At 59.7% G+C, this 21,284-nt stretch carries 13 protein-coding genes, 1 rRNA gene and 1 riboswitch; of the genes, 7 read left to right on the top strand and 7 right to left on the bottom strand.

Annotated features, from left to right (window positions below; all coding sequences use genetic code 11):
• Positions 1-78, bottom strand: a 16S ribosomal RNA gene (locus Q2T52_RS16025); the annotation flags it as partial.
• Between the two features lie 545 nt (positions 79-623).
• Positions 624-1,520: a LysR family transcriptional regulator gene (locus Q2T52_RS16020; RefSeq protein WP_302077780.1), complete on the bottom strand. Its 897-nt coding sequence runs from the start codon at positions 1,518-1,520 to the stop codon at positions 624-626.
• Between the two features lie 114 nt (positions 1,521-1,634).
• Between Q2T52_RS16020 and Q2T52_RS16015 the strand changes: the two genes are divergently transcribed.
• The 4 genes from Q2T52_RS16015 (at position 1,635) to Q2T52_RS16000 (ending at position 9,492) form a co-directional block, all read left to right on the top strand.
• A complete protein-coding gene (locus Q2T52_RS16015) occupies positions 1,635-3,224 on the top strand; it encodes a proton-conducting transporter transmembrane domain-containing protein (protein ID WP_302077779.1) in 1,590 nt (529 codons plus the stop codon).
• Positions 3,225-3,229: 5 nt separating this feature from the next.
• Positions 3,230-5,641, top strand: coding sequence for a YbcC family protein (locus tag Q2T52_RS16010; RefSeq protein ID WP_302077778.1), 2,412 nt, complete (start codon positions 3,230-3,232; stop codon positions 5,639-5,641).
• Between the two features lie 279 nt (positions 5,642-5,920).
• Complete coding sequence (locus Q2T52_RS16005) at positions 5,921-7,747, top strand: methyl-accepting chemotaxis protein (RefSeq protein WP_302077777.1); 1,827 nt, start codon at positions 5,921-5,923, stop codon at positions 7,745-7,747.
• 209 nt (positions 7,748-7,956) lie between these two features.
• Positions 7,957-9,492 (top strand): aldehyde dehydrogenase (NADP(+)), encoded by a 1,536-nt coding sequence (locus Q2T52_RS16000; protein WP_302077776.1) that lies wholly within the window; start codon positions 7,957-7,959, stop codon positions 9,490-9,492.
• A gap of 8 nt (positions 9,493-9,500) precedes the next feature.
• Here Q2T52_RS16000 and Q2T52_RS15995 read toward each other — a convergent pair whose 3' ends face one another.
• Complete coding sequence (locus Q2T52_RS15995; RefSeq protein WP_302077775.1) at positions 9,501-10,433, bottom strand: LysR family transcriptional regulator; 933 nt, start codon at positions 10,431-10,433, stop codon at positions 9,501-9,503.
• Between the two features lie 106 nt (positions 10,434-10,539).
• Between Q2T52_RS15995 and Q2T52_RS15990 the strand changes: the two genes are divergently transcribed.
• From Q2T52_RS15990 to Q2T52_RS15980, 3 genes are all read left to right on the top strand, one after another.
• Entirely contained in the window at positions 10,540-11,913 is a 1,374-nt protein-coding gene (locus Q2T52_RS15990; protein WP_302077774.1) for an MmgE/PrpD family protein, read from the top strand.
• Positions 11,914-12,104: 191 nt separating this feature from the next.
• Complete coding sequence (locus tag Q2T52_RS15985; protein ID WP_302077773.1) at positions 12,105-14,222, top strand: mechanosensitive ion channel family protein; 2,118 nt, start codon at positions 12,105-12,107, stop codon at positions 14,220-14,222.
• A gap of 123 nt (positions 14,223-14,345) precedes the next feature.
• Entirely contained in the window at positions 14,346-16,625 is a 2,280-nt protein-coding gene (locus Q2T52_RS15980; RefSeq protein WP_302077772.1) for an FdhF/YdeP family oxidoreductase, read from the top strand.
• On the opposite strand, the gene Q2T52_RS15975 is transcribed toward Q2T52_RS15980, so the two are convergent.
• The 4 genes from Q2T52_RS15975 to Q2T52_RS15960 form a co-directional block, all read right to left on the bottom strand.
• The gene (locus Q2T52_RS15975) at positions 16,626-17,393 is read right to left on the bottom strand and encodes an ABC transporter ATP-binding protein (protein ID WP_302077771.1); all 768 of its coding nucleotides are present in this window, start codon (positions 17,391-17,393) and stop codon (positions 16,626-16,628) included. It abuts the gene before it with no gap.
• Complete coding sequence (locus Q2T52_RS15970; RefSeq protein WP_302077770.1) at positions 17,390-18,418, bottom strand: FecCD family ABC transporter permease; 1,029 nt, start codon at positions 18,416-18,418, stop codon at positions 17,390-17,392. Before Q2T52_RS15970 ends, Q2T52_RS15975 begins: the two co-directional genes overlap by 4 nt.
• A complete protein-coding gene (locus tag Q2T52_RS15965; RefSeq protein ID WP_302077769.1) occupies positions 18,415-19,446 on the bottom strand; it encodes an ABC transporter substrate-binding protein in 1,032 nt (343 codons plus the stop codon). The genes Q2T52_RS15970 and Q2T52_RS15965 overlap by 4 nt, the downstream gene beginning before the upstream one ends.
• A 169-nt stretch (positions 19,447-19,615) precedes the next feature.
• Positions 19,616-19,842: riboswitch (cobalamin riboswitch) on the bottom strand.
• A 175-nt stretch (positions 19,843-20,017) separates the two neighbouring features.
• Entirely contained in the window at positions 20,018-21,283 is a 1,266-nt protein-coding gene (locus Q2T52_RS15960) for an ABC transporter substrate-binding protein (RefSeq protein ID WP_302077768.1), read from the bottom strand.
• Between the last annotated feature and the right edge of the window lies 1 nt (position 21,284).

Below are 21,284 nucleotides of genomic sequence, written 5' to 3'. Positions count from 1 at the left end.
CCTTGCGGGGCGTTCGACTTGCATGTGTTAAGCCTGCCGCCAGCGTTCGTTCTGAGCCAGGATCAAACTCTCAAGTTGAGAATTCAATCTAGACTAATCACTTGTTCTGAATCGACGAGAACTCACTGCTGTTTCCAAACCAACACGGCAGCTTCGAAAGCTTTCCGTATGGCCAGGTTTGATCTCCCGTCACCCCAAAGGAGTGGCGAAAGGTAGTCAAACCCAAGAAAACAGGGTGTTCTCATTCCAAAACGTGACCGTCTCTAATCGTATTCCAGAAAAGCTATTCGCTTTCCCGCAAAACGCCGCCGACCACGTTTCTCTTTCTTCAAATCTTCAATTGTCAAAAAACAGACCACAAAGCCAAAACCCGCAGTCAAAAAACCCCTCAGAGCCAAACCGTAACCCGGCCCACCAATCAGCATTCAGCCAATTTCCAGAGATTTCACTAGAACGAAGAACTTCGTCGCCAGCAGCGCCGCCGCCCTCGTCAGTGACCCGGCTTATACGCCCCGACCCCGGAGGCGTCAACAAGGAATTTTCCGGAGGTGTAAGAAATTTCACAAGTCACTGTTATCATTGCGCTTTGTGATTCGCCTCGCTTCGGGTGGCGCTGTGGACGCTTAAACGACCATCATCTCGCTATTCACAGTCGCTTCCAGCAAAGGGCGGATCAGCGGATTGGGGAAGCGTCGCTTCACCGTGACCGCATAGAAGGACTCCACCATACCCGGAAGGGCATCGAATTCCACGAGAGCACCGGCCTCCAATTCCCCTTTCACGACGATGGGAGGAAGAACGGCGAGCCCCGCCCCTTCCCGCGCCAAAAGACGCATCATCGCCATGTCATCCACTTCGGCGGCGATCTGCGGCGTTATGCCAAGCCGCGCGACAAGCGCTTCAAACTGGGAGCGCACGCCACTTTCCAGCGTCGGCAGGATGACCGGATGCGCACAGAGAAGATCTGCGAGTGTCGTTCCGAGAGTGGCGTAGGATGGTTTGCCGACGAGGCTGACGCGCTGCTGATAGACATGCTGGGCAATGAAGGGCGTGACGGCATCAGCCATCGGCGCCTGGTTGAGCAGCACGATATCCAGGTTCAATGTCTCCAGCGCCCCCAGCAACTCGCTGGTGCTTCCGGACCTCAGGATCATATCCACATCGGGACGCCCGAGGATCGGCCGCAGGAACTCCATCTGGAAGTTGCGCGAGAGCGTGGCCAGAGCGCCGAGCCGTATCGCGCGGCGGGTGCGGCCGGTCTCCTTCAACGTCTCGATCAATTCCTCGCCTGCAGAAAAGATCGTATCCGCGTGATCAAGCGCTATCCGCCCGGCTTCAGTCAGATAGAGCTGCCTGCCACGGCGCTCGAAAAGGGGATGCCCGAGCCGCTCTTCGAGCTGCTTGATCTGGATGGACAAAGCCGACTGGGAAAGGTTCAGCCGCTCGGCGGTTCGAGTGAGGTTTCCGTCATGGGCGACGGCGCGAAAATATCGCAGGTGGTGATAGTTCAGATCCGGCATGGTTCTATTTTATAGAACGTAAAGCCAGAAACAATGAATTTTTATTGGGAACCGCCTCTTGGTAACACCGGGCTGTCAGCCGCATCATATGCGGCGCCAGGCCGGAGATAGCCCGTGTTGCACGCCCTTCCCTTTCTATCACCTTTGTTTCTCGGATTCGCATCCGTCATTGCATTTCTGTCACCGGGTTTGCGCCCGCGCGCCGCTGTACGAACAGCCGAGATCGCAGCGCTGGGTTCGATCCTTGTTTCGATCGGTTGCGGTATCGTGCTCTTTCAAGAGGGTGCGGCTACCAGTCCGTCCCTCGGCTTTGGCTTGCTGAGCTTTTCATCGCGGCTCGATCTTGTCAGCCTCGTCATGCTCAGCCTCGTGTCCTTCATCGGCTGGGTCGTGCTGCGGTATGCGGGGACATTCCTGGATGGTGAAGAGCGGCAGGGGCCGTTCACGGGGTGGATGACAGCAACGCTTGCCGCGGTGCTGCTGCTGGTACAGGCCGGCACGCTGTTCCAGTTCTGGGCCGGTTGGGTCGCCTCCAGCCTGCTGCTTCATAGACTCCTGTTGTTCTATCCGCAGCGGGTTGCCGCGCAACGAGCGGCCCGCAAGAAGTTTATCATATCACGCATCGGCGATGCAGCACTGGTCGGCGCATTCCTCTGCCTCGGGCTATCCTTTGGGACGGGAGACATTACGTCCATTTTGCAGGCTGTGCAGGTGGCTCCGGTGACCCACTGGAAAGTCCTGGCGGCAGGCCTGCTGGCTTTATCCGCTCTGCTCAAATCCGCACAGTTCCCTAGCCAAGGCTGGCTAACGGAAGTGATGGAAACACCGACGCCGGTCTCAGCCCTTCTGCATGCGGGCGTCGTCAACGCAGGCGGCTTTCTCCTGATCCGCTTTGCGGATGTGATGCTGCAGGCGCCTGTTGTGCTGGCCGTGCTGGTGATGGTCGGCGGCTTTACGGCCCTTTTCGGTAGTCTTGTCATGCTGACACAGCCGGCGGTCAAGACCTCGCTCGCCTGGTCCACCGTCGCGCAAATGGGCTTCATGATCCTGCAATGCGGGCTGGCGCTCTTCCCGATCGCGCTTCTGCATATCGTCGCCCATTCGCTCTACAAAGCGCATGCTTTTCTGTCCTCTGGGACCGCCATCGAGACAGTGGCGTCCATTCGCAGGCCCGGTCCCGTGGCGATCCCGGATGGCTGGGCAGTTGGCCGAGCCTTCCTGCTGGCGCTCACCATCTACGCCGTCATCGGCCTGTTGTTCGGCTTTAGCGAGAAACCGCCTCAAGCATTGGCCCTCGGTGCTATCCTGATCTTCGGTGTTGCCTATCTGATTGCCCAAGGCCTGGCAGACGCCGCGCCCTGGGCCCTGACCTGGCGGACGTCGCTTTATTCAATCTCCGCGGCAACAGCCTACTTCGCCCTTCAACACGGTGCGGAAACGCTTATGCATGGCACACTGCCGGCGACACCGCAGCCCGGACCGCTGGAATGGACGCTGATGGTTCTGGGGGTCATCACATTTGGAGCCGTGGCTGTTGCCCAAGCGCTGTTTCCGCTCTGGGCCTATCACCCGGCCGCAGCGGGACTGCGCGTTCACCTTTCCAACGGGCTGTATGTCAACGCCCTCTTCGACCGGCTGCTAGGCGGCTGGACCCTGCCCTACTCTGCAATCTCGACCCCCGCAACCGGCAAAGCCAAGGATTGATGTACATGAACGAGAACCATGCAATCGACAGCCTCCACGGTGAGGCGTTGGCGAAGGCCGCAGAACAGGCTGTCCGGGCCATTCCACCCGCCTGGCCTCTGATGGCCACAGTCGCCGTCAATCCCTTTCTGGGCCAGACGGGCGAGACGATGGAGCAGACCGCTGCCCTGCTGGCGCGGATCGGCGGCGTTCGGCTTGCCTTGCCGCGGCGGCATTATGCGGAAAAGATCGCCGCTGGCGATATATCCGACCTGGATCTTGCAGAGGCATTGCAAACCAGCCCGCTCAGCAGTCGGATGAATATCGACGCGTTGAAAAAAGCCGCCTCCATCGAACCGCAACAACCACAGGCGCTTCCAACCATAGTCGATCTGGCAGCGGATATTTCAGAGAAGGATTGGCGCGGGCTTGTTACCGACCGTATCGGCACATTTGCGGCTGGCTTCTTCGACCAGGGTCAGGCGCTGTGGGCGGCCTCCCGCCACAATGGCATCTATGCCGCATGGCGCGCCTTTGCCACGCACGACCTGACGCCTGAGATCCTGGGCTTGAAGGGCTTTGGACTTCATGTGGCCAGCACGCCCGAAACCGCGCAAGGGCTCATCGAGCGGGCAGCTGTACGGTTGGGTCTGGGCTCGGAGCCCGGCACCTATTTCCACCAGTTGCTGTTGAGCCTTGGCGGATGGGCACAATATGCCCGGCATCTCCAGTGGAATGCCGAGTTGCAAGGCGGCGCCGACGAGACCGCGCTTGGCTTGCTTGCCATCAGGCTTGTCTTCGAGGAGGCGCTCTATGGGCAATATGAGCCAGAAATCGCGCAAGGCTGGCGGAATGTGAGGCGTACGCACGCAAGCCCGCTGTCAATCGGTGATGAGATATTGATGGACGGCGTGTTGCAGGTAGCGGCGGAACGCGCTGCCCAAAGACGGCTCGCCGCCGTTCTGGCAAAACCCGGTATGGACAGGATAGCAGAAATCAGACCTACACTTCAGGCGGCCTTTTGCATCGACGTTCGTTCGGAAGTTTTCCGGCGGGCCCTGGAGAGCATCGATCCCGGCATTCGCACGCTGGGCTTTGCCGGGTTCTTTGGCCTCGGCGCCAGCCATAAGGGCTTTGCCTCGGATGTCAGCGAAAACAGGCTGCCGGTTCTTCTCAAACCCTCGGTCTTTTCCTGCAGCGAAGTGGAGAAGGATAGCGAAGCAGACCGCGAGGCACGCTTCACGGCACGTGCCATCCGGGCCTGGGGGCGCTTCAAGTTGGCTGCCGTTTCCTCCTTTGCCTTTGTGGAGGCCATGGGGCCGGTCTATGCAGGCAAGCTTCTTCGGGATGGACTGAAGCTTGGCACGGGCCAGAAGCCGGACGCACCGGCACCGCGTTTCGCCTCTGTGCTCGATCTCGACACGCGTGCGATAATAGCGGAAACTGTACTGCGCGCCATGTCGCTGACCGAGGGCTTCGCGCGGTTTGTTCTGGTGACGGGGCATGGCGCCAATGTCGTCAACAACCCCTATGCGAGCGCGCTCCATTGCGGAGCCTGCGGTGGATATGCAGGCGACGTAAACGCCCGGCTGCTAGCTGTTTTGTTGAACGACCACGAGGTGCGTGAGAAGCTTTCCCACAAGGGCATCGCAATTCCGTCAGATACGGTTTTCTTGGGCGCACTGCACGATACGACAACCGACCAGGTGACGCTGTTCGATACCGATTTCGACTTGACCGAAAAGAGTGAGGAACTGGCGATGATCCGGTCCTGGCTCGATCGTGCAGGCAAGCTGGCGCGTGCGGAACGGGCGCAGAAGCTGCCACGGACGAGTGCACAGTCCGTCGTCGAACGGAGCCGGGACTGGTCGGAGGTCCGTCCGGAATTTGGGCTTGCCGGGTGCCGCGCCTTTATTGCCGCGCCCCGCTCCCGGACGGCCGGTCGAAATCTGGAAGGTCAGGCGTTTCTTCACGATTACGTCTGGCGGAAGGATGACGGCTTCAAGGTGCTGGAACTGATCCTGACCGCACCGGTCGTGGTGGCAAGCTGGATCAGCCTGCAATATTTCGGCTCGGCAGTTGCCCCGTCGCTTTTCGGCGCTGGCAACAAGCTGCTGCACAATGTCGTCGGCGGCATCGGCGTCGTGGAAGGCAATGGCGGCAATATGCGCGCCGGCCTGCCGTGGCAATCCGTGCATGATGGAGAAAACTACATTCACGAACCGCTGCGGCTGACTGTTGCGGTGGAGGCCCCCAAGGAAGCGATCAGCGACATTCTAAGACGGCATGCGAGTATCCGGACGCTGTTCGACAACGGCTGGCTTTACCTGTTTGCGCTGGACGAGAACGGGCAGATAGCTTGGCGCTATGACGGTGACTTGGCTTGGCAAAAAACGGGAGAACAGGAAAACGCCCAAAACCGCCGCAGAACTGGTTGACTTAACACCGAGGTCGGCTGTGATTCGCAGCTGGCCTCCTTTTCATCCGACGCCTAGCTCGGCTTGGTTTGCTCAATTTGCAAATTGAAGATCAAACATGCCGCACGGGTCGACTTACTGGCACCTAGACCATGCGCAAAAACGAATATAATAACAACCTTACACATAAAATTGCCTTAAATAATAAAGAATTTATTAGCCATATTATATTACCTTATTTGATGTATTTCTAATACAGAGATGCCGTCACAATTCTTGTTCTCGGGCGGGGGTCCTGAAATGCGTCTAACTATAAAACTCAAGCTGGCCTTGGCGTTCGGCTTTCTTATCATGTTGTCGAGTGCAGCGGTCATCGTCGCGATTATGAACCTAGCATCGCTCAATTCGGCAATCAGTGGAATTATTCAGGGACCGGCGACAAATCTGAGGATTTCCGCCGACCTATCGACGGCAATTCTCAACGCAGTCCGGGATGAAAAGAACGCTGTTCTCAGCAATGATGCCCAGCAAATCACGGCTTTCGTTGACACGGCACGCAAGAGCCTGCAGCAGGCAGACCAGGCTCTTGAGCTGCTCGGACGCAGCAAGAACCCTTTGGTCGTCGAGAAGGTTAACCAACTCACCAAGCAGTTGGCTATCTGGAAGCAGACTGACGATAAGGTGTTGCAGTATGCGATCCAGAATACCGACGAAAGCAATCGTCTGGGTGGTGAACTTTCCATGGGAGAGGGCCGCAAGACCGCGAACGAGATGCTTGCTAGCTTGAATGCGGTTCGCGATGCGATCGCCGCTGATCTTCGCTCAACGGATGAAGCCACCAATCAACAATATGACGCCTCGCGCAATTTGCTTATTGGCAGCCTTGTCGTGATGTTTGCGCTGTCTGTTTTCGTTGCCCTTTGGATTGCACTTGGCATCAATAGTGGCCTGAAGAAGGTCAAGGCCGTTGCCGACGCCGTCGCCATTGGCGACCTCGACCAGGACATCGAGATCAAGTCCAACGACGAAATCAAAGATGTAGTCGACAGCGTGCGCATTATGACCGGCAATCTCCGGGAAACCGCAAGGGTTGCGGATCAAATCGCCAATGGCGAGCTGACCGTTAACGTGAAGCCACTCTCCGACAAAGATACGCTGGGAATCGCGCTGAAGAGCATGGTCGAACGCCTGCGCGGTGTAGTGAGCGATGCCCTTTCTGCCGGCGACAACGTGTCCTCCGGCAGCCAGGAACTGTCGGCGAGCTCTGAGCAGCTGAGCCAAGGTGCGACCGAGCAGGCCTCCGCTGCGGAGGAAGCCTCTGCAGCCATGGAAGAAATGGCGGCCAACATCAAGCAGAATGCCGATAACGCCGCTCAGACGGAAAAGATCGCCCGTCAGTCCTCGCGTGATGCGGAAGCATCAGGCCAGGCCGTCACGCGTGCTGTCGGTGCGATGCGCACGATCGCCGACAAGATCTCCATCGTTCAGGAAATCGCCCGTCAGACCGACCTTCTTGCCCTGAACGCTGCCGTGGAAGCAGCCCGTGCCGGTGAACACGGCAAGGGTTTTGCGGTGGTGGCGTCGGAAGTGCGCAAGCTGGCGGAACGCAGCCAGGCGGCGGCAGCGGAAATCTCCACACTGTCGGGTGAAACTGTCCAGGTGGCGACGGAAGCGGGCGAAATGCTGAGCAAGCTCGTACCAGACATCCAGAAGACCGCCGAGCTGATCTCGGAAATCTCGGCAGCCTGCCGCGAGCAGGATATCGGCGCGGCACAGATCAACGAGGCGATCCAGCAGCTCGACAAGGTGACCCAGCAGAATGCCGGTGCATCCGAGCAGATGTCTGCGACGTCCGAAGAGCTGGCCGCTCAGGCCGAAGAACTCCAGGCCTCCATCGCCTTCTTCCGTGTCGACCAGTCGGGTAGCCGCTCCGCACAGACTACAGGACGTTCGGCACAGGCACGTGCTCCGCAGCGACCCGCCGCCAAAGCAAGCACGGCGAACAAGCCAAAGCCGGCACAAGGACACTCGGTCGCGGCCCAGCAGGCGCGTGCGAAGGGCTTTGCCCTCGACATGTCCACAGGCGGCTCCGACGACGAGGATGACGATTTCCGTCAGACGGGCTGACTTGACCCGTGGGCCTGACGACAATAACTGCGAAGATGGAAGAGGGCGCCAAGCGCCCTCTTTTTTTTCATGCGTTGAGACCCCGCCAGAACCCACTGCACCTACAAGGGTGACACAGGAAAACCTCGCATTCGGATCGTTTTGTACCATCTAACGGCGGTGACAAGCCTTAGAATGACATGCCCGTGCGCAATCGAAGGAGAATAGAAATGGGACAGACAGCAAGAGTCACCGGTGGCCTGCTGATTGGTGGACAGATCGTTGGCACCAACGGTGACATACGCGCGGTTGATCCCGCAAGCGGGCAGGAAATTGAACCAGCCTTCGTCGTGGCGCGTGAAGCAGATGTGGACCAGGCCTGTCGCCTCGCGGCAGAAGCCTTTGACATCTACCGGGCCACGGGCCTGGAAGAGCGCGCAGCTTTCCTGGAGAAGATTGCCGGCAATATCCTCGAGCTTGGCGACACCTTGATCGAACGCGCTCACTTTGAAACCGGTCTCTCCGTGCCGCGCCTCGAGACGGAACGCGCACGCACTGTCTTTCAACTGCGCCTGTTTGCAAAGGTTGTGCGCTCCGGCGAATGGCAGGATGTACGTCTCGAGCCTGCCATGGAAGACAGACAACCGTTCCGGCGCCCCGATCTTCGTCTTCGACAAGTCGCCCTTGGACCCGTTGCCGTGTTCGGCTCCAGCAACTTTCCTCTCGCCTTTTCGGCGGCCGGCGGAGACACCGCATCCGCACTGGCTGCGGGATGTCCGGTTGTCGTGAAGGGGCACTTGGCGCACCCGGGAACAGGCGAACTGGTGGGACAGGCAGTCCAGGCAGCCGTGCGGGAGCTGGGTCTGCCGGAAGGCGTCTACTCACTTTTGAATGGAACGAATGATACCGGTGGTGCGCTAGTTCGCCATCCGGCAATTAAAGCCGTTGGCTTTACCGGATCGCGGATCGGAGGACTGGCCCTGATGAAGATCGCGTTCGAGAGGCCGGAGCCCATCCCCGTTTATGCGGAGATGAGCAGCATCAACCCCGTCTACCTGATGCCGGGTGCCCTTAAGGAGCGTGCCGAAAGCATTGCCCGCGGGTTCACGGAATCCCTGACATTGGGAGCCGGCCAGTTCTGTACCAATCCCGGACTGATGTTTGCAATGGCAGGTCCGGATCTCGACGCCTTTGTCGCTGCTGCCAGCCAGTCCCTTGGGCAGGTCGAGCCGCAACCGATGCTCACGCCCAACATTCACGCCGCCTTCGACCGTGGTGTGGAAGCCCTTTTGCAACATGACGGCCTCACGCGCGTTGCCGAAAGCAAGTCGGCAAATGGGCCGAACCGGAGTCCGGCCGTGTTCTTTGAAGTGGATGCGGACTATTTTCGCGATCATCCGAAGCTGGCGGAGGAAGTCTTCGGTGCGAGTAGCGTGCTGGTGCGATGCCAAAGCCTGGACCAAATGATTGAATTATCCGAGGCGCTCGAAGGGCAATTGACCGCCACCCTTCACGTCGCTCCATCGGACTACGAAGATACGCGCAAGCTGATCCCGGTGCTGGAGCGCAAGGTCGGCCGCATCCTGGCGAATGGATGGCCAACCGGTGTCGAGGTGAGCCCGGCAATGGTGCATGGCGGCCCCTTCCCGGCCACATCCGACAGCAAGACGACCTCTGTTGGCACCATGGCGATCCGGCGGTTCCTGCGACCGGTGTCCTACCAGGATCTGCCGGCAGAACTTCTGCCCGATACGCTGCGCGGCTAGTGCGAGTATTACGGCATGGCTTCAGACGGATGCGTCTGAAGCCATGTGTCGACGCCCTTCAGAAAGAGCTTGGCTGCCTGAGGTAACGGGTTCTTGTCGCTCGTAATCAGGCAGTAGGTCACCGGCAGCACGGGCTCCAAAGGTACGAAGCGCAAGGGAAGGTCTGCGTATTCATGGGCAATCAAATCCCCAACCAAGGCAATGCCCAAGCCTTCGGCTGCCAGCCCACAGGCGCTGGCGATGGAATGGGCCTCCAGAAGCGGACGCTTGCGCAAGCCATTGCTGTAGAACAAGGCCTCCAACTGGTGGCGAACAGGTCGTTCGCGGTTCAGGACGATCAGATCCTGCCCCTTTAAATCGGCGATGGATAAAGAAGGACTTTCGGCAAGGTGATGGTCTCGGTGTAGGGCACAGGTGACTCGCGCCTGCAAAACATGTTCCTCTTTCAGACCAGGCGTTGACAAAGGTGAGCGCGCAAAGCCGATGTCCGCCTGGCCATCCGCGATCATCCGCTCGATGGCGAGATAACTTCCGGAGGCGATCTCCACCCTAACCGGACCATGCAGATCGAAGAAGGCGCGAAGAAGCTTGGGGACGCGGTTGGCGACGAGGCTGGCCGGAAAGGCAAGGCGCAAAAGCATCTCGCGTGAGCGTCCGTTTTCCAATTCAACAGCGGACACCTTCAAAGCCTGCAAGCGGTCGGCAATGCCTCGGATCTGCGGCCCCAGTTGCAAGCCCTCACGTGTCGGCGACAATCGATTTTTGTCCCGATCAAACAGCCTTACGCCGAGATAATCCTCCAATTGTTGCAGCAGACGGCTTGCATTGGACTGGGAGATGCCAAGCTCCACCGCGGCAGCGACCGTGGAGCCAGTTGCGGCTATCGCATCATAGGCCTCGATGTGCTTCAGGCTGATCACGCCGTTCCAAGCCCTTGCCATGCCGTCTCCCATTTTCGGTAACGCTACCCAGGTCCCGCATAAGCTTGCGGCTCTGCGGATGTTCGAAGAGTTTCCTCGAAACAATCGCAGCAAAGGGCATTCGTCAATGACAAGCGTTATCACCCGCATCGCGACCAGCCTCACCGCCCGTTCGACATTTTCATCGCGCGCGCTGGAAATGGCGCGGAATGCCGTCATCGATACCATTGGCTGCTTGCTTGCGGGGCGCAGCAACGAGAGTGTCGTTGCCGTCAGGCGCGCGTTCCAAGCTGAGCTGCCCGACGAACCGGCTCGACTTGTATGTAGCAGTTCAACCTCCGCCTCGGTCATGGCGCTCGCGAACGCAACAGCAGCGCATGCCCTCGATTTCGACGATAACTTTCATCCTGCGCGCGCGCATGCGTCTGCCGTTCTCGTTCCCGCCCTGCTGTCGCTGGTTCGCCCACAGTCCAACATCAGCGGCATCGACTTTCTGGAAGCCTATCTCACAGGTCTGGAGGCGCAGGCTGCGATAGGATACGGCGTCAATCCCGCGCATTACAACAGAGGATGGCACGGGACATCGACTGTCGGTGCCGTGGGTGCCGCCGCCGGCGTAACCCGTCTGTTGGGTGGCAACAGCGAGGAGGTCGTGCATGCGATCAGCATCGCAGCCTCCATGGCGTCGGGCTTGAAGGGTCAATTCGGCACACCGACAAAACCTCTTCACGCCGGGTTTGCCGCTCGAAACGCGGTGGATGCGGCCCGGCTCGCAATGTCCGGAATGCGCGGCAGTGTTGATATCCTGGAGAAACGACAGGGCTTCCTCGACCTCTTCGGAGCCACAGACTCTAGGGGTTGGGATGACTGGTGCGCAGATGATACCTCAGTAATCGAAACGCGCGGCCTTGTGGTGAAACAGCATCCGTGCTGCGCTTCAACCCACAGAGCTATCGACGCGGTACTCGATATCAAGAGGCAATACGATCTGGTTGCTGATGATATCGCGGCCATCGAAACGAAGGTCGGCATTTCCGCCTTTCGCAACCTTGCTTTCGAGGATCCCCTGAACGAGATGCAGGCTCGGTTCTCGATGCAGTACTGCCTGGCGACCGCTTTTGAGAAAGGGCGACTCAGCCTTGAAGATTTCACCCCAAAAGCCTTGCAGCAATCCGCCGTGCGGCAGCTCATGCCCCGCATCAATATCAGCGCCTACACCGAGGAGGAAGAGCGGGGACAAGAACGTCTGCCCCATGTGGTATTCGTTACGCTACGCGACGGACGCGTTCTGCAGCGGACCCGTCTTAATGCGCGGGGCGCCCTGCAGGATGCTCTGAGTGAAGATCAGCAGCAGGCAAAATTTACTGATTGTCTGGCATGGGCTGGCCTGGAAGCCCGGAGCCTTTACGAGCGATTGATGAACATGAGCAACCGGTCTCCGCTGTTTGACCAGTTGCGTAACTTCCACAGTCCTAAAGATCACGTCCTCAAGCCAGCGTGACATCAGATCTTACCGATCTTCAGGATTGCAAATTAGCCCTTGCATGACGCATCATCCGGCCAGGGTGATGATGATGACGAGACCGCATTCAGCTATTGCTGAGGTTTCGAGGGGCAAATGTGATGAGATCCTCTGGCTTGATCAACGCGATACAGAGCGTGATCCTGTTGCTACTAGTGGCAGGTTCGACGATGCTTTCAACGCAAACCTGCGCCGCAGCAGAAGCGCCCATCACTGTCCTTATTACTCCCGGCCAAAGCCCAAGCGAGGTGGACGCCGCCATCAAGGCCGCAGCCCAGGGCGGTAGGACCGTCACCGTAAAACTTCAGGAAACAGCGGTCCCGCCCGCACCCCAGGCCTCTACGCCAACAGCACCTATGGTCTCCATGGGCGAGATGCTCATGGTCAACGATCTTTGGGCGGCACTGCAAAACGGTACGCAGATGTCGATCGCTGGGCTCCGTGGACTTCCCGCAGCATTTTCCTCCAGTTGGGAAACGCTTTCTGCTGAAGCCAATGGCCCGTCCCGGACGGCAGGATTTACGCTTCTTTCCATTCTATGTGCGGCAGCTTTGACTTTCGCAGCAGACCTCGCGGTCAAAGCAGTGTTGCGCCGACATCCACCCCAAAACAAGTTCCTGCTGGCAATCCTGCGTCTTCTGGCAGATGCGCTCGGCATCGCCATATTCGCAGCCATTTCTCATTTCGTCCTGCATAATACCCTGGCGCACGGCTCCTTCTCGCGCGAAGCGGCCGCGGCGATGGTCAACACCATTGCAGGCATTTTGATCTATGCAGCCATCGGCCGCTTTTTCCTGCGGCCGTGTATGCCGGGCGAAAATCCGCTGCTGCCCATTGCCCATTCGGGATGGCATCTTTTCATGCTGGTGCTCTATGGCACGCTCAGTCTTTTTACCGCCAACTCCCTGCGACTGGCGGACCTGCGGATGATCGCCTCGGACGCCGCCGATAGCTGGCTGTTCCTGACCGTTTCCGTGCTGACGATCGTCAAGCTTTACTGGTTTATTGCTGGGCGCAGCGATATTGCAGAAGCCTTTGCAGGCAAGGACGCAAAGGGATTTCGCTGGGCGATCGGCCATTTCCTGGCCGACTTCTACGCCATCTCCGCCATTCTGATCTGGGCAAGTGGACTGCTGATGGCCGGAACGACGCAGAATGTGACTTGGGCGCGTGCCGCTGCACTGACCCAGTTCTTGCTGATCATCATCCCCATCATTGATCACGGGATTTTCGCTTTGTTCGCAGATATCGCGCGAAAGCGGGAGGAAACCCATGGCAGAAGCCTGCAGACCGTCACCCTTTGGAGCCTCAGAGCACCTCTGGCTGGGGCGGTCTGGATTGCAGGCCTGCATCTGATCGTTATCCAATGGCAGCCTATGATGATGGGCGCTGCAGCCCTGGTGACGACCTGGCTGATTTGGCTGGAACGGATCAGCGTGGCGCTGATCGCCAGTTGGACGCTCTGCGCCTTTCTCATCAAGTATTTCGAAACGGTGGCGCCAGCGACAGCCATCGTTCTGCCGGGACAAGAAGACGATGAAGCCAAGAAGGAGACAAGCCGCCTGGGCACGATCCTGCCTGTGGTCCGCAACCTGATTCTCAGTGCCGTGATCGCCATTGCCGCACTCGTCGTCATTTCCTCGGCAGGCGTGGATGTAGCACCCCTTCTGGCCGGCTTCGGCGTGCTTGGTCTTGCCTTCTCCTTCGGGTCACAGTCACTCGTGAAAGATATCGTATCCGGTATCTTCTTCTTGGCAGAAGATGCGTTTCGGATCGGCGAATATATCGATACGGGCAAGCTGATGGGGACGGTCGAGCAGATCACGATCCGCTCGGTACGGCTGCGGCATCACAATGGGCCGATCCATACCATTCCATTTGGTCAGATCACGTCAGTCACCAATTACAGCCGCGACTGGGGCACCATCAAATTCGAACTGCGCTTCGACCGCAATGCTGACCTGGAACTGATCCGAAAGACGGCCAAGAAGGTTGGCCTGGCGTTGTTGCAGGAGCCGGAATATGGATCAGAGTTTCTGGTGCCCCTGAAAATGCAGGGTATCCAGGCAGTAACGGAGACCTCCCTCGTCATCCGCTTTAAGTTTACGGCTCGACCCGGCAATCCCAGCATTCTGAAGCGGGAAGGCATGAAACGCCTTCTCGCGGCGTTCAAGGCCGCAAATATTGCTCTGGCCAATAATGCAGTAACAGTGAACTCTCCGGCGACGCCTGCGGAAATCGCTGCTGCTTCAGCCACCGTGCTTCCGCTGCCTGCGAATCAGGGATGATCAATACGCCGCGAGACGGCGTCCATGTCCGGAACCTTCACTGCCGCTTTACCGTTTGCGCTTCCGTCCGGCAGAGTTTGGCGAACGCACAAGCTCTGCCTATGCACGTGAAGGGAGAGCCGCATGTCCGACCGCCAGAGATCCGATACTGTTCATTATGATGGTCCGGCGGGGGGATGGGGGTCGCTGCGCGGCATCACCCGCATTTTCGGCAAGGAATGGAACTCGCCGGCCGTTCTCGAAACTCTGGCGCGCCAGAACAAGCCCGGCGGTTTCATGTGCACATCTTGCGCCTGGACGAAACCAGCAAACCACAATCCTCTGGAGTTCTGCGAAAACGGCGCCAAGGCGACCCTCTGGGAACTGACCACCCGTCGCTGCACGCCGGAATTCTTCGGAAAGCATACTGTCACCGAAATGCTCGACTGGACGGATTACGATCTGGAGCAGCAAGGACGGCTGACGCATCCGCTACGCTATGACCACGCCACCGACCGATATGTTCCCTGCTCCTGGGACGAAGCCTTTGCCGCAATCGGACGGGAGCTGAAGGCGCTCCATCCAGACGAAGCGGTCTTCTACAGCTCGGGACGCGCGAGCCTGGAGACGGCCTATCTCTATGCGCTGTTTGCCCGGCTTTATGGCACCAACAATCTGCCCGACAGTTCCAACATGTGCCATGAGACGACGTCTGTCGCGCTGAAGAAGGTGATCGGGGCGCCGGTCGGCACATGCGTCTTCGATGACTTCTCCCACTGCGATGCCATCTTCTTCTTTGGCCAGAACACCGGCTCCAACAGCCCGCGCTTCCTTCACCCGCTGCAGGAGGCAGTCAAGCGCGGCTGCAAGATCGTCACCTTCAATCCTGTCCGGGAAAAGGGGCTGATCGCCATGGTCAACCCGCAAAGCCCGACCGAGATGCTGACCGGCCAGGAGACGCAGATTTCCTGCGCCTATCTGCAGGTCAAGCCGGGCGGCGATATCGCTGCACTGATGGGACTTTGCAAGCATGTGCTGGAGAAGGATGACGAGGCAAAGCTCGAAGACAGAAGCGTTCTCGACCGCACTTTCATTGCCGAACACACCACAGGCTTCGCAGCCTTCGAGCAGAAGGTGCGCGACACGAGCTGGGACGAAATCGAGCAGAATTCGGGCCTGACGCGCCGGGCGCTGAAGGATGCGGGCCAAGTCTATGTCGAAGCGGAACGTACCATCGGCATCTATGGCATGGGGCTCACCCAGCAGGTGCATGGCTTCGAGAATGTCGCGATGTTCGTCAACCTGCTGCTGATGAAGGGCAATATCGGCCGCGAGGGAACCGGCATTTCCCCCGTGCGCGGCCATTCGAATGTGCAGGGTCAGCGGACGGTGGGCATCGCCGAAAAGCCGGAACTGGTGCCGCTAGACAAGCTGGCTCAAATGTACGGCTTCGAGCCGCCGCGCAACAAGGGGCTCAACACGGTTGACGCGTGCGAAGGCATCCTGGCCGGCAAGGTTAAGGCCTTCATCGGCCTCGGCGGCAATTTCGTGCGCGCCATTCCCGAAAAGGAAGCCATGGAAGAAGCATGGCGGCGCATGCGCCTGACGGTTCAGATCGCCACCAAGCTGAACCGCAGTCACCTGATCAATGGCGAGGTTGCCTATCTGTTGCCCTGCCTCGGCCGCTCCGAGGAGGATCTTCAGGCCAGCGGGCCACAGACGGTAACGATGGAAGACAGTCTCAGCTGCGTCCACGGCTCGATCGGCAAGCGCAGTCCGGCGAGCGAGCATCTTCTGTCGGAGCTTGCGATCGTCGCGGGGATGGCGAAGGCCACGCTGCCGCCAAACCCCAATGTGACCTGGGATGAATGGGTCGGCGATTACGGCAAGGTTCGCGACCGGATCGAAGAGACCTATCCAGACCAGTTCGCGCAATTTAACGAACGTATGTTCACGCCCGGCGGCTTCTATCGCGGCAACAGCGCGCGTGACCGCGTGTGGAAGACCGAAAGCGGCAAAGCGGAATTTACGGCACCCAAACATCTTTCCGCCACCGGCTTCGCGGATGCGCCCGGGCGCTACCGGCTCATCACGCTGCGCAGCAACGACCAGTTCAATACCACCGTCTACGGCTATAGCGACCGCCTTCGCGGCATTGAGGGAACGCGCAATGTCCTGTTGATCAATCCGGACGAGATCAAGCGGATGGGCCTGGAAAGTGGCCAGATGGTGGGGCTGGAAACGGATGCCGAAGATGGCCGTACGCGCCGCATCTACGGGCTTGCGGTCACCCCGTTTGATCTGCCGGACGGGGCCGTTGCCGGCTATTACCCGGAGCTCAACGTGCTGGTGCCGCTGTCGCACCATGACGTCCAATCGAAGACACCCGCCTCGAAAGCGGTTCCGGTGCGGATCCTGGTCTGATCACCCGCGGCTTCGTTCGTAGCGGAGATGAACCTTGCCTTCGTCATTGCGTTCAACGGACGCGGTGACGGAGAAGACTTTCGACAACAGATCCGCCGTCAGCACCTCTTCGGGCGCGCCGACCGTCACCAACCGCCCCTGCGAAAGCACGGCAAGACGGTCGCAGAACATGGCGGCGTGATTGAGATCGTGCAACGCCGCCACCACCGTGAGGTTCTGCCGACAAACGAGATCGAGTAAGCCGAGTTGGTGGCTGATGTCGAGATGATTGGTCGGCTCATCCAGCAGCAGGATATCCGGCTGCTGGGCCAGCGCGCGGGCGATATGCAACCGCTGCCGCTCACCACCTGATAGCGTGTGCCACAGCCTGTCCTGCTTGTCGGCCATATCGACGGCACCAAGCGCCTGGCCGACAATATGGTCGTCCTCTCCGCTCCAGGGAGACTGAAGGGAGAGATAAGTTGTACGCCCCAGCTCCACCACCTGACGGGCGCTCATGCGTTCCGTGGTGTCCGACAACTGCTCGACAAGCGCCAGATGCCGCGCCAATTGCCGGCGGTCGATGGCGGCAATCGGCTTTTCCTCCAGCAAGACCTCGCCCCTTTTCGGGCGGATCAGACCGGCCAGCAGCCCCATCAGCGTCGATTTTCCCGAACCGTTCGGGCCGATAATGCCGAGAAACTCACCCGTCTCGACAGCAATCGAGATCTCCTCGACGATGGCGAGGCCACCGGCCTTCCAGCTGACATTGCGCGCTTCGAGCCTCATACCTTGGCCCTCCGCTCCAGAAGCAGCACGGCAAAGACCGGCGCCCCGATCAGCGCGGTGACGACCCCGATCGGTAGCACCTGACCTTTCAGCAACACGCGCGAGAGGACATCGCAGAGGATCATGAAGATGGCGCCGCCGAACGTGGCGACAGGGATCAGCCTGTTATGCCGCGTGCCGACCAGCAGGCGCGCGGCATGCGGCACGACAAGTCCGACAAAGCCGATGGAGCCGACGAGCGAGACGAGTGTGGCGGTCATGACGGCCGAGACGGCGATCGAGGTGCAATAAACCCGGCCAACGGAGACGCCGAGGCTTGCGGCAGACCGCGTGCCGAAGGCGAAGGCATCCAGCGAACGGGCATGCAAGAGACAGACGATCAGCCCGAGCAGTGTCACGGGCAGGCAAAGCCATACATCCGGCCAGCGCACGCCGGAGAGGTTGCCGAGCAGCCAGAACATGATGCCGCGTGCCTGCTCCGCATTGGCGGATTTGGTGACAATGAAGGAGGTCAGCGCATTGAACAATTGCGAGCCCGCGACACCTGCCAGGATGATCGCCGCACTGCCCTTGCCCGCACGCGATGCCAGGAGGCTGACCAGCAGAAAAGCCAGCACCGCGCCCAAAAATGCGCCAAGCGGCAGCGACAGGAAGCCCGCGCCGAACCCCAGCAGCACGACGGCCACAGCCCCCGTGGAAGCGCCGGCGGAAATGCCCATGATATACGGATCCGCCAACGGATTGCGCAGCAGCGATTGCAGCACGAGGCCGGAGAGCGCAAGCGACGCCCCGCAGCAGGCCGCGACGACGGCACGGCTCAACCGGTAGCTCCACACGATGCCTTCATCAATGGCTGCGATCGGATAACCCGCCGCCCATAAGCGGTTGGCAACCGCCTTTGCGACGACGTCAAAAGGTATCGAGGTTTCGCCGATGGCCGCACCGAACCACAGCGCTATCACCACCAGAACCAGCGCGACGAGTGTCGCGCCGGTCGGGGTCAAGATCCGGGCGATGGCGCTCAATGCGCCAGGCCCTGCTCGGCAATGGCCTTGGACAGCGCTTCGATGCCCTCGATCGTGCGGATGCTGGGGTTCATCGCCTGGGCGTCCATTTCCACCACATGCCCCTGCTGGACGGCAGGTATCAGGCTGACAACCGGATCGGTTTTCAGGAACTGGCGCTTCGCGGCAATGTCATCGGCAGGAAAGCGGCGGCGCTCCATGGTCGCGGCCACGATGACGGACGGGTTGGCTCGGGCAATCTTCTCCCAGCCGACCGTCGGCCACTCCTCATCGCTTTCGATGACATTGCGAATGCCAAGCGCGGAGAGGATATAGGCAGGCGCCCCCTTCTGGCCGGCCACATAGGGGTCAGCCGCCATTTGCGGGCTGGAGAACCAGAAGACCGCGCTGACTTTGCCATTGGCGGAGGCAACGCGTTCGCGGGCTGCCGCTTCGCGCTTCTTCAGATCCGCGACAACTGCCTCGCCGCGATCCTGCACGTTGAAGATGGCTGCCAGATCGCGAACTTCCCGGTAGATCAGTTCCATCGAGAAATCGGCCGTGCGCGTTCCATCACCGCCGCCGGAATTGTCCTTGTCCACGCAATCGGCGGGAGAAGTGTAGACGGGAATGCCGACTTCCGCGAACTGTTCCGGCGTGCCGACGCTGCCCTTCGGGCCGACATGCCATTGGAATTCGACGGTGACGATCTCCGGCTTCGTACCGACGACGCTTTCGAAACTGGGGTCATTATCCGCCAGACGCGGAACCTTGCTGTTCTGCTCCTCAAACCCCTTCATAACGGGCCCGAACCAGACGGCGGTTCCGGCAAGGCGATTGCCGAGCCCCAGAAGGTAGAGGATTTCCGTGCTGCTCTGGCCGATCGACACGGCGCGTACCGGCGCCTTGTGGAAGACGATGTCACGCCCGCAATTCTTGAGCGTCAGCGGATACTGCGTTTCCGCCGCATAAGTCGGCGCTGCGGCCAAAAATGAAGTGAAGGCGGTGATGAGCGCGCTGGCGACCAGCGGCTTAAAAGTATCAATCATCGATGTCCCCTGAAAGATGTGTGGTGGCTCAAGCGAGCCATGCGAGTTTTCGTCCGCGCGTGAGCGGACGGACTGACGTCGGGGCACGATGAAACAATGCTTGGGGCTGCGCGAGAGCGCGGCGGATAGACATTATCACTCCTGTTCCCGGGCATCCCCGCCCGTGGCAATGGACCATAGTCTGACGGCAGGTCTCCTGGCTCGCGGATTGGCGCCCCTCATCTGCCTTCCCACGTTTGTCCAAACGCAGTGGCATGGCACCGGTCAGTGCCACAAGGACGAGAGGCAATCCGCCTACAGTTGCGGGGGCAGCCACGGCTTTTGGCAAACAGCCCAACCGTGTTCCCTTTTAATCCCTGTCTTTGCTGACAAGGAACCGTCCGGCGCAGTTAGCCGTGCGCAGGCGGCGGCGTCAACGGGCTAAAATCTCATTATCGACCTCACGGTATGTAATGTTATTACATAACTATTGCCAGTCAAAAAATAAGTCCAGCCACTTCCGATTGAAATGACTGGACAGCACTGAGCATGAGAAAGGGGCGCCTCCCACCGGGAACCGCCCTCGCCCGGATTACTTCGTTGCCGAAGCCTTGATCTTGGCGACCTCCTCAGAGCTCATTTCGCCGACCGTCGTCACAGCACCATCCTTGATCTTCCAGAGGCGGAAGGGGCCGGTGATATCGCCATACTTGTCAAAGGAGACAGGGCCGATCACGCCTTCATACTTGATCGGCTTGCCGTCCTTGATGAGCTTCAGCGCCTTTTCGAATTCGGCCTTGCCCGCGTGGATCGGCGTGCCGCCTTCGGCCACAACTTCGGAGATCGCGGTCTTGATCGCGGCCTTGTCCGCCTTGCCGGCCTTGGCGATGGCGAGCGCCACGATGGCACCTGCGTCATAGGAGCGGTCGGCAGCCGGTGCACCCGGCGAAATGCCGCCTGAGAACTTCTCGTAATTGGCGTTGAAGTATTCGGTCGAAGCCGTCGGGCTGGTGCCGGAGGATGTGCCATAGGCGTCGTTCAGATACTGCGCACCGACGCTTTCGATGAAGTCCTTGGAGTTCATGCCGTCATTCAGCAGGAATTTGGCAGCGCCACCGCCGGAGAGCCAGGCACGGGCAATCGTTGCGCCATCCACCGGCGTGCTGACGAGATAGAGGGCATCCGGATCGCCCTTCATCGCGGCACTGGCTTCCGAGGAATAGCTCGCCTGCTTTTCGTTGTACGGCGTTGTGGAGGTGATCGTGCCGCCGAGCTTGGTATAGGCAGCGGCGAATTCCTTCACCATGTTGACGCCGAAGTCGTTGTTGACATGGATGATGGCGATCTTCTTCAGGCCCTGGTCGAGCGCGTATTTCGCAGAGGCCGTGCCCTGCAGCGCATCCGACGTGATGGTACGGAAGAACACGCCATTCGTCTTGCCGTCACGGCCCAGCGCCGTCAGCGTCGGCGAGGACGAGGCCGGCGACACCTGCACGACGCCGGCCGGCGCCGTGACCGAGGTGAGGATCGGGATCGAGACGGACGAGATGATGCCGCCGATGATGACCGGCACCTTCTTGATATTGACGAGCTGGGTCGCCTGATCGACGGCCACCGTGCCCTGGCTCTGGCTGTCGCGGGTATCCATGACCAGCTTGCAGCCGCCGACGCCACCGGCATCATTGAAATCCTTGAAGGCCATTTCGACGGACTTGGCGCCCGCCTTGCCGTATTCACCGGCAGGACCGGTGAGTTCCATGACCACGCCGACCGTGATGTCGCAATCGGCGGAGAAGGCCGGAAGGGCCGATACGGCAAGCCCTGCCAGCATGGTGGATGCTAGAACCAGTTTTTTCATC

This window comes from Rhizobium oryzicola (genome assembly GCF_030504645.1).
GTDB classification, from domain to species: domain Bacteria; phylum Pseudomonadota; class Alphaproteobacteria; order Rhizobiales; family Rhizobiaceae; genus Neorhizobium; species Neorhizobium oryzicola.
This window is presented reverse-complemented; position numbering and strand designations above follow the sequence as displayed.